1 pseudogene is annotated in these 239 nt (G+C 54.4%); it reads left to right on the top strand.

Going from position 1 to position 239, the window contains the following annotated elements:
• Nucleotides 1–123: 123 nt before the first annotated feature.
• Nucleotides 124–239: pseudogene (locus AF337_RS42825) on the top strand (inositol monophosphatase family protein); the annotation flags it as partial.

Genomic DNA, 239 nt, shown 5'->3' with positions numbered 1-239 from the left:
CGCATGTGAACCCGTCGCATCTGCTCGACCCAAAACTCTTCAACTTTTCCACCCTTGGTGTCACCGATCCTTCATGAAGGGCCGGCTATGGAGGCTGGCTATTGAATGAAGGCAGGATTTCGCATGACTATTTCAGACCAGGATATTCTCTTTCTCTGCGACTGCGTCAGGGAGGCCGCGCGCACCGAGATTATGCCGCGTTTCCGCAATCTCGGCGCTGCCGATGTTTCGGAAAAGAC

Source organism: Rhizobium ecuadorense, from assembly GCF_001187535.1.
Classification (GTDB): Bacteria; Pseudomonadota; Alphaproteobacteria; order Rhizobiales; family Rhizobiaceae; genus Rhizobium; species Rhizobium ecuadorense.
The sequence above is the reverse complement of the archived record's forward strand: the minus strand, read 5'-3'. Positions and strand labels throughout refer to the sequence as shown.